This is a genomic window from Nocardia sp. NPDC004568 (assembly GCF_040609955.1).
GTDB lineage: Bacteria > Actinomycetota > Actinomycetes > Mycobacteriales > Mycobacteriaceae > Nocardia.
The window spans coordinates 38,334-47,015 of the sequence record NZ_JBEXLL010000057.1 but is presented as its reverse complement, the minus strand read 5'-3'; the positions used below and the strand labels follow the sequence as shown (position 1 = coordinate 47,015).

Here is an 8,682-nt window from a genome sequence, read left to right as displayed (position 1 = left end):
TCAGGAGGGCGTCGAGATCATTGGTCACACACTGGTCATAGACGCCCTCCGCCCATGTCCGGGCATCGACGGGACTTCGGACTTACTCGTCTAGGAGCCCACCGGGATGTCGGCAATGTCATGTAACCTGCAAAAAACGACATCCGGTGGATCCGAGGACGGCACAATGATCGAACGGCTCGTCGTCGTCGTCTTGTTCGACGGCGTCGATCTACTCGACGTGACCGGGCCGCCCGAAGTGTTCTCCCTACTGCGCCGGGAGATGGGCGAATCCACCGGCTATCGCGTCGTGCTCGCCGCCGAGACGCCGGACCCGGTGACGACGGCCGCCGGCGTGCGGGTGCTCCCGGATGTCACCTTCGACGAAGTCTCCGGCCGCGGTATCGACACCCTCATCGTGCCGGGTGCGGTCGATGTCGATGCGCGGCGGCAGGTGCGCGCGGTCGCCGATCCGGCGGTGGTGGACTGGGTTCGCCGCTCGGCCGGCCGCGCCCGGCGAGTGGCCTCGGTATGCGTGGGCGCGTATATCCTCGCCCATGCCGGGCTGCTGGACGGTAAACGCGCCACCACACACTGGTCGACCGCCGGCCAGCTCGCCGCCGAACATCCGGCTGTCACGGTGGACGCCGACCCGATTTTCATCCGGGACGGTGACGTGTGGACCGGCGCCGGGCTCACCGCCTGCCTGGATCTGACCCTGGCGCTGGTGGCGGAGGATTTCGGCCAGGAGCCGGCGATGCGGGTGGCCCGGCAGCTGGTGATGTATTTGCAGCGCCCCAGCGGGCAGAGCCAGTTCAGCGTGTCCCTCGATCCGGTCTCGTCCACCCGCCGTATCGACGACCTGCGGCATCACATCGCGCAGCACATCGCCGAACCGCTCACCGTCGCCGACCTCGCCGCACACGCCCGAATCGGCGACCGTCAACTCACCCGTCTCTTCAAGACCGAACTGGGTACGACGCCGGCGGCCTACGTCGAAGCCGCCCGGGTCGAGGTCGCCCGCCACCGCCTGGAGACCACCGACGACACGCTCGACCGGGTGGCCGGCGCATGCGGTTTCGGGACCACCGATACGCTCACCCGCGCCTTCCGCCGCACTCTCGGCGTCACTCCGGCCGCCTACCGGGACCGCTTCCGGGTACGTACCGAGGTTCGGTGAGCGCCGACGGGCACCGGACTCGGAGGCCGGTCCGGTGCGCTCGACCGGATCTGCGCGCCGGGACGCGACCTGTGCGCAGCCCGGTTTCAGTCGAGCGCGTACACCCGCTGGGCATTGGTGCGGAACACTTTCTCCAGGAACTCGGTGGCCCCCAGATGGTCGGCCAGCACCGTCGCGACCGCCTCGGCGCTGCCGGTGATCGAGGTGATCGGCCGGTCGACCGGGAAATTCGACCCCCAGACGAGACGATCGACCCCGAAGACGTCGGCCGCGTGCCGCAGCAGCGGGCCGATCCGGTCGGTGAGGCGGGCCACCGGCGTCGGATGGCCGGGCTTGGGTACGGGGTGGCCCAGGATCGGCATCATGAGCCCGCTGACCTTGGCCACCACATTGGGGAGTTCGGCCAACGCGGTGATATCGGTGCGCCAGCGCTCGTATATCGTGGCGCGTTGCCGGGCGTCGTTACCCGTGTACTTGCCGATCGGTCCGAAGATGCCCGCCGGAGTGCCGAGATGATTCAGCACGATCTTCGCTTCGGGGTAGCGCCGGGCCACCGCCGTCAGCTCCGACAGCTGATTGGAGTACACCCAGGCCTCGAAGACGAGGTCGCGCTCGACCACCGCGGCGAAACCCTCCAGGAACGCGTCGCTGCGCAGGGCGCCCGGGTCGGTGGTGAAACTGCGGATACCCGTATCCGGATGGTGGGCGACCATACTGCGCACTCCGCGTACCAGGGACGAGGCGGACAGATGCGCGTCGAGCAGTTCGGCGAATCCCGCGGCGCCCGGGAAGCCGCTCGCGCTCACGGCGGCGAGGGCGGGGGTGTCCACGCCGAACGGCAGGGCGGTGACCCAGCGGGTCTCCTCCACCTTGGGACCGGTCCACTCGACCTCGATGTGCACCACCGATTCGACCGGCAGGTCCCCGGCGTCGGCCCGGTAGTCGGCGGGCAGGTACGGCGCCAGATAGGCCGAGGGTTCGCCGATGAACTCCCGGTCCTTCCGCGGTGCCAGACGTACCGCGAGCGGCAGCGGCACCGGGACGGCACGCAGCAGTTTCGCCGTACGGCTGAACTCGCGCGCGGTGGTGAACGGGTCCCACTGATGGATGTGTGCGTCGATGATCCGGATACCGCCGATGTCCATTGCGCTCCGGCACCTCCTGCGATCGTCTGCGGCCTGGTGGCCGAGCGTAGTGCGTGACCAGGGCCCGGGGGAGCTGTTCGGCTCGCGTCGGACGAGTCGGCGGATCCGGCGTCATACTGGGTCTGTGGCCGAACAGGATTCGGCGCCGCGGGCGCCGGTGTCGGGAGCCGATACGGTTCCCGACCGCGTCGTGACGGACAAATCCCCGGCCGCCGCGCCCTACCCGGACCCGGCAGTGGAAGCGCCGGCGGCCGGCGATTCGGCGGCGCCGGACCCGGGGCGCGCGCCCGCCGCACTGCGCGATCTGGTCGAGCAGGGGGTGCTCGACGAAACCCAGCTGACCGCGGTGGTCACCGCGCTGAAGCAGGAACGGCCGCGGCCCACGCCGGCCCGGCTGCTGGCCGAGATCGCGGCCTATGCCGGGGCGGGGCTGCTGTTGAGCGGGCTCGTCCTGATCCTGGTGGAGTCCTGGGACGATATGGCGAAGCTCGGCCGGTTCGCCCTGTTCGCGCTGGTCGCTCTCGGGTTGATCGTGGCCGGCGTGGCGACCGCGGGTGGCCCTTCGGTGTTGTTGCGTGCGGCGTGGCGGTCGGTACCCGATACCGGGCACACCGCGCGGACCCGGCTGGCCGTGTGCCTTTTCGTGCTCGCCGCGGTGAGCGTGGCCGCGGCCGCGGGGTCGGTTTTCGACAACGGGGACACCGGCAGCGACACCACCTGGGTCTGTGCCGCGGGCGCGGGTCTGCTGGCCGCGGTCGCCGGTTATGCCGCGCTACCGTCGCTACTCGGACTACTGGTGTGCACCGGGTTCAGCGTGGCGCTGATCGTGGGTGTGCTGGACGAGGTCTTCGATCTCGACGACAGCTGGGTCGGCGGCGGGGTACTGGCGCTGGGTATCGCCTGGCTCGGTCTCACACGGGCCCGGGTGGTGCTCGAGGTGTGGGCCGGATATCTGGCGGGCGTGGTCCTGGCCGTGACGGGGGCGCAGACCGTCGACACCTTCGACGGGATGTGGCCCGCGTACGTGCTCACCGCGGTCGTGGCGGTGGTGTGTTTCGGTGTCTACGCCACCGACCGCTCCTGGGTGCTGGTGCTGGGTGGTGCCGCCGCGCTGACGCTGGCGGCGGTGGAGGCGGTGGCGGACTGGACCGGCGAGTCGGCCGGTGCGTCCGGGGCGATCCTGGTGGTCGGCGCGGTGGTGCTGGGGATCGGCAGTTATCTCCTCGCCCGGTCCACCAGAACAGCCGGTTAGCAGGAAAGACGCCGGAACACGCGGCGGCGGGCGGCGCGTTTGCGGACAGCCCTGGTCTCGGACGGGGGCCAGGTGTATCGTTTTGCTTGGACGTCCAACTATTGGAAGCCCGCAAAAAGATCTTCGTGTGACGGACGGCCGCAGCGCCGCGCCCGCCACCCCGACACGAGGCAGGGAATCGCATGGTTCGAGAACTCACACATTTCATCGGCGGGCAGCACGTCCCCGGTACCTCCGGCCGGTTCGGCGATGTCTACGACCCGAATATCGGCGAGGTACAGGCCCGGGTGCCGCTGGCGAGCCGGGCCGAGGTCGAAGCCGTCATCGCGAATGCCGAAGCCGCACAGCCCGCCTGGGCCGCGACCAACCCGCAGCGCCGGGCCCGGGTGCTGATGAAGTTCTTGACCCTGGTCAACGAGGAGATCGACTCGCTGGCCGCACTGCTGTCCAGTGAGCACGGCAAGACCATCCCCGACGCCAAGGGCGATATCCAGCGCGGCCTGGAGGTCATCGAGTTCGCGGTCGGTATCCCGCACCTGCTCAAGGGTGAGTACACCGAGAGCGCGGGCACCGGGATCGATGTCTACTCGATGCGCCAGCCGCTGGGTGTGGTCGCCGGGATCACCCCGTTCAACTTCCCGGCCATGATTCCGCTGTGGAAGGCTGGTCCCGCGCTGGCCACCGGTAACGCTTTCGTGCTCAAGCCCTCCGAACGCGACCCGTCGGTGCCGCTGCGGCTGGCCGAACTCTTCCTCGAAGCCGGTCTGCCCGCGGGCGTGTTCAACGTGGTCAACGGGGACAAGGAGGCCGTGGACACGATCCTGCACGATCCCCGGATCAAGGCCGTGGGCTTCGTCGGTTCCACCCCGATCGCGCAGTACATCTACGAGACCGCCACCGCGAACGGTAAACGCGCCCAATGCTTCGGCGGCGCCAAGAACCACGCCATCGTCATGCCCGACGCCGATCTCGACGATGTCGCCGATCAGCTCATCGGTGCGGGCTACGGTTCGGCCGGGGAACGCTGCATGGCGATCTCGGTGGCCGTGCCGGTGGGCGAGGAGACCGCGGACCGGCTGGTCGAGAAGCTCACCGAGCGGGTGCACAAGCTCAATGTCGGCAAATCCGACGACCCGGGCGCGGACTACGGGCCACTGGTCGGGCTCGACGGTGTGGACCGGGTGAAGAAGTACATCCAGCAGGGCATCGACGAGGGCGCCGAACTGGTGGTCGACGGCCGCGGGCTCACCGTCGAGGGCGCGGAGAACGGGTACTTCGTCGGCGCGACCCTGTTCGACCGGGTGGGCAAGGAGATGTCCATCTACAAGGAGGAGATCTTCGGCCCGGTGCTCAGCGTGGTGCGCGCCGCGGACTACGAGGAAGGCCTGCGGCTGGCCAACGACCACGAATACGGCAACGGCGTCGCCATCTTCACCCGCGACGGTGACACCGCCCGCGATTTCGCGGCCCGCGTACAGGTCGGCATGGTCGGGATCAATGTCCCGATCCCGGTGCCGATCGCGTACTACACCTTCGGTGGCTGGAAGCGGTCCGGGTTCGGTGACCTGAACCAGCACGGCCCGGATTCGATCCGCTTCTACACCAAAACCAAGACGGTGACCCAGCGCTGGCCGGCGGGATTGAAGGAGAGCAACAGCTTCGTCATCCCGACGATGGAATGACGGCCGTGTTCACGCTCGACGAAGACGAGCGGGCCATCCGCGATACGGCCCGGGAATTCGCCGACGAATACCTGGCGCCGCACGCCGTGGAATGGGACCAGAACAAACACTTTCCGGTGGATGTGCTGCGGAAATCGGGTGCGATCGGGCTCGGTGGCATCTACGTGGGTGAGGAGTTCGGTGGATCCGGGTTGCGCCGGCTGGACGCGGTGCGGATCTTCGAACAGCTCGCCACCGGATGCCCCACCGTGGCGGCCTATATCTCGATCCACAATATGGCGGCCTGGATGATCGACGCCTACGGCGACGACGACCAGCGTCGGCAGTGGCTGCCCGGGTTGACGGCGATGGACCAGCTGGCCAGTTACGCGCTCACCGAACCCGGTGTGGGTTCCGATGCCGCCGCCATCACCACCCGCGCGGTACGCGACGGTGACGACTACGTGGTCACCGGGTCCAAGCAGTTCATCTCGGGCGCGGGGAGCAACGACCTGTACGTGATGATGGTCCGCACCCAGGACACCGGGGCACGGGGTATCTCGACGCTGGTCATCCCGTCCGATACGCCCGGTCTGGAGGTCGGGCCCAACGAGAAGAAGATGGGCTGGAACGCCCAGCCCACCCGGCAGGTGATCCTTACCGACGCGCGGGTGCCGGTCGCCAACCGGCTCGGCGCCGAGGGCGACGGATTCCGGATCGCCATGAACGGGCTCAACGGCGGGCGGCTCAATATCGCCGCGTGCTCGGTGGGCGGGGCGCAGGCCGCGCTCGAGAAAACCGTGCCCTACCTGGCCCAGCGCAATGCGTTCGGCGCGCCGCTGCTGAACAATCAGGCACTGCAGTTCGAGCTGGCCGATATGCGGACCGAACTCGAAGCCGCCCGCACCCTGCTGTGGCGGGCCGCGGCGGCGCTGGACGCGGATGCCCCGGACAAGGTCGAACTCTGCGCCATGGCCAAACGGTTCGCCACCGATGCCGGTTTCGAGGTCGCCAACGCCGCGCTGCAACTGCACGGCGGATACGGTTACCTGGCCGAATACGGCCTGGAGAAGATCGTCCGCGACCTGCGGGTGCACCAGATCCTGGAGGGCACCAACGAGATCATGCGGATGGTCGTCGCCCGGTCGATGACAGCGTCCGTGGCGGGTGTGTCGTGATCGGCGGACGCCCGGCGGCGAGCGCGAAAGGATATGAATGAGCCACGAACCCGAAGTCCTGGTCGAGCAGCGCGGCGGCCTGGGTCTGATCACGCTGAACCGGCCCAAGGCCATCAACGCCCTCAACCACGCGATGACGCTCACCATCACCGAGCAGCTCCATGCCTGGGCCACCGATGATTCGGTGCGGACCGTGGCCATCACCGGCGCCGGTGAGCGGGGCCTGTGCGCGGGCGGCGATATCGTCGCCATCCACCACGACGCCAAGGAACAGCAGGCGGCGGGGCATGTGGGGTCGGCGGCGGATTCGGCGACCGGGAAGTTCTGGCGCGACGAGTACCTTCTCAACGCGCTGATCGGCCGCTATCCGAAGCCGTATGTCGCGGTGATGGACGGGATCGTGATGGGCGGCGGGGTCGGCCTGTCCGCGCACGGCAGTCACCGGATCGTCACCGAGCGGTCCAAGGTCGGGATGCCGGAGGTCGGTATCGGCTTCATCCCCGACGTCGGCGGCACCTACCTGCTGTCCCGGGCGCCGGGTGAGCTGGGCGCGCATATCGCGCTCACCACCGCGCGACTCGGGGCCGGGGACGCGATCGCCACCGGTTTCGCGGACTACTACGTACCCGCCGAGCAGATCCCGGCCTTGCTGACCACCCTGGAGTCCGAGACCGCGGATATCGCCATCGCGAAATTCGCCGCCGAGGCCCCCGAATCGGCGCTGGTCGCGCAGCGCGACTGGATCGACGCCTGCTACAGCGCCGATACCGTCGCCGAGATCGTGGCCCGGCTCCAGGCCCACGCCTCACCGGAAGCGAACAAGGCCGCCGACGACGTACTGGGCAAATCGCCCGTCGCCCTCCAGGTGACGCTGCGATCACTGCGTTCGGCGAAATGCGCCGGCAGCCTGGAAGCGGTGCTGAACGAGGAGTACCGGGTCTCGATCGCCTCGCTGGCCTCGCATGATCTGGTCGAGGGCATTCGCGCGCAAGTGGTCGACAAGGACCGCAACCCGCAGTGGTCGCCCGCCACCCTGTCCGATGTGACCACCGCGCAGGTCGACGGATATTTCGCCGAACTCGGTGCGCGGGAACTGGGTTTGACGATTCCGGAGGACAAGCAATGAGCAAGACGATCGGCTTCCTCGGCCTCGGCCATATGGGCGGCCCCATGGCGGCCAACCTGGTCAAGGCCGGCTACGACGTGCACGCGTTCGATCCCTCGCCGGCGGCGCAGGAGCAGGCCCGTGCCGACGGGGTCGCGCTGGTGGATACCGGGGTGGCCGCGGCCACCGGGCGCGACATCGTGATCACCATGCTCACCAACGGCAAGTTGGTGCGCAGCGTGTACGACGAACTGCTGCCGGCCGCGCACCCGGGCACGCTGTTCATCGACTGTTCGACCATCGATGTGGCCGACGCGCGCGCCGCGGCCGAGGCCGCGGCGGCGGCCGGGCACCGCGCCCTGGACGCGCCGGTCTCCGGTGGTGTCTCCGGTGCGGCCGCCGGAACGCTGACCTTCATGGTGGGCGGGGCGGATACCGATTTCGCCGAGGCGCTGCCGGTGCTCGAGGTGATGGGCGCCAGGGTGGTGCACACCGGTGCCGCCGGAAACGGGCAGGCGGCCAAGATCTGCAACAACATGATCCTCGGCATCTCCATGATCGGCCTGTCCGAAGCGCTGGTACTGGGTGAGAAGCTGGGCCTGAGTCATCAGGCGTTCTTCGACGTCGTATCCACGGCCTCGGGCCAGAGCTGGTCGCTCACCACCTACTGCCCGGTCCCGGGGCCCGTGCCGACCAGCCCGGCGAACAACGATTACAAGCCGGGGTTCGCCACGGCGCTGATGAACAAGGACCTGGGCCTGGCGGTGGAGGCGTTGCGCGCCAACGGGGTCGATGGTCGCATCGGCGAACTGGCGGCCGAAATCTATCGCGAGTTCAGCGAATCCTCGGGCGACCGGGATTTCTCGGCCATCATCACCGAGGTGCGCGAACGAAGCGGCGGGTCACAGACCGCCGGCTGAATATCGTTAGCGCGGTGGCACGGTCGTGTGGCGCCGGGCTGCACTGAGTGTGCGTGCCCGACCGGTCCCCGACCCGGCCCAGCGAATAGGTTCCCTACCTCAGGAGCTGGGCCGGTCGGCGCGATCGCCGACACCGAACGGCCGAACTGCGACGAAGACGAGGCCCGGCTCGTCTCCGATGCCTGAGAGCGGTTGCCCGGGGAACTACCTGCGCGTTCGCGGCACCTGGAGAGTCCCCAGAGCCGGATGAGCAGGCCGGCGA

7 protein-coding genes are annotated in these 8,682 nt (G+C 68.7%); 6 read left to right on the top strand and 1 reads right to left on the bottom strand.

What is annotated here, in order from left to right; genetic code table 11:
• Positions 1 to 169: 169 nt before the first annotated feature.
• The gene (locus ABZV91_RS23220) at positions 170 to 1,159 is read left to right on the top strand and encodes a GlxA family transcriptional regulator (protein ID WP_355245315.1); all 990 of its coding nucleotides are present in this window, start codon (positions 170 to 172) and stop codon (positions 1,157 to 1,159) included.
• Between the two features lie 86 nt (positions 1,160 to 1,245).
• Here ABZV91_RS23220 and ABZV91_RS23215 read toward each other — a convergent pair whose 3' ends face one another.
• On the bottom strand, positions 1,246 to 2,304 hold the full coding sequence (locus ABZV91_RS23215) for an amidohydrolase family protein (protein WP_355245300.1): 1,059 nt from the start codon (positions 2,302 to 2,304) through the stop codon (positions 1,246 to 1,248).
• A gap of 124 nt (positions 2,305 to 2,428) precedes the next feature.
• Between ABZV91_RS23215 and ABZV91_RS23210 the strand changes: the two genes are divergently transcribed.
• The 5 genes from ABZV91_RS23210 (at position 2,429) to mmsB (ending at position 8,420) form a co-directional block, all read left to right on the top strand.
• Positions 2,429 to 3,556 (top strand): DUF2157 domain-containing protein, encoded by a 1,128-nt coding sequence (locus ABZV91_RS23210; protein WP_355245297.1) that lies wholly within the window; start codon positions 2,429 to 2,431, stop codon positions 3,554 to 3,556.
• Positions 3,557 to 3,738: 182 nt separating this feature from the next.
• Complete coding sequence (locus tag ABZV91_RS23205) at positions 3,739 to 5,238, top strand: CoA-acylating methylmalonate-semialdehyde dehydrogenase (RefSeq protein WP_355245294.1); 1,500 nt, start codon at positions 3,739 to 3,741, stop codon at positions 5,236 to 5,238.
• A 5-nt stretch (positions 5,239 to 5,243) separates the two neighbouring features.
• Positions 5,244 to 6,395 (top strand): acyl-CoA dehydrogenase family protein, encoded by a 1,152-nt coding sequence (locus tag ABZV91_RS23200; RefSeq protein ID WP_355245312.1) that lies wholly within the window; start codon positions 5,244 to 5,246, stop codon positions 6,393 to 6,395.
• 37 nt (positions 6,396 to 6,432) lie between these two features.
• A complete protein-coding gene (locus ABZV91_RS23195; protein ID WP_355245291.1) occupies positions 6,433 to 7,521 on the top strand; it encodes an enoyl-CoA hydratase/isomerase family protein in 1,089 nt (362 codons plus the stop codon).
• Positions 7,518 to 8,420 carry a 3-hydroxyisobutyrate dehydrogenase gene (gene mmsB / locus ABZV91_RS23190; RefSeq protein WP_355245288.1) on the top strand — a complete coding sequence of 301 codons (903 nt, stop codon included), beginning with the start codon at positions 7,518 to 7,520 and terminating at the stop codon, positions 8,418 to 8,420. Before ABZV91_RS23195 ends, mmsB begins: the two co-directional genes overlap by 4 nt.
• The last annotated feature ends 262 nt before the right edge of the window (positions 8,421 to 8,682 follow it).